Genomic DNA, 259 nt, shown 5'->3' with positions numbered 1-259 from the left:
GTCTGGTCACGTGAAGCTGAATTGTCAGCCCGTGATCGTTCATTAACGACAATTACGGCATTGATTTCAACTGGCGCTTTTGAGCAATTACCATTTCACATGGCAAAGGCCAAGGATAACGGCCTGACCGCTGATGAAGTGGCTGAAATTATTACGCAATTGGCGTTCTATGTTGGTTGGCCAAAGGCGTGGTCAGCATTCAACGTTGCAAAAGAAGTATTCGGAGAAAAGTAATGGCAAAGTACGAAGAGATTAAGCA

At 44.8% G+C, this 259-nt stretch carries 1 protein-coding gene; it reads left to right on the top strand.

All coding sequences use genetic code 11. The annotated features are described in order from the left end of the window. A partial coding sequence (locus PZC42_RS24920; RefSeq protein WP_277214294.1) for a carboxymuconolactone decarboxylase family protein occupies window positions 1–234 on the top strand: 234 nt, incomplete at its 5' end. Window positions 235–259: the final 25 nt, after the last annotated feature.

The sequence above is a fragment of the Isoptericola croceus genome, assembly GCF_029382255.1.
GTDB classification, from domain to species: domain Bacteria; phylum Actinomycetota; class Actinomycetes; order Actinomycetales; family Cellulomonadaceae; genus Isoptericola; species Isoptericola croceus.
This window is presented reverse-complemented; position numbering and strand designations above follow the sequence as displayed.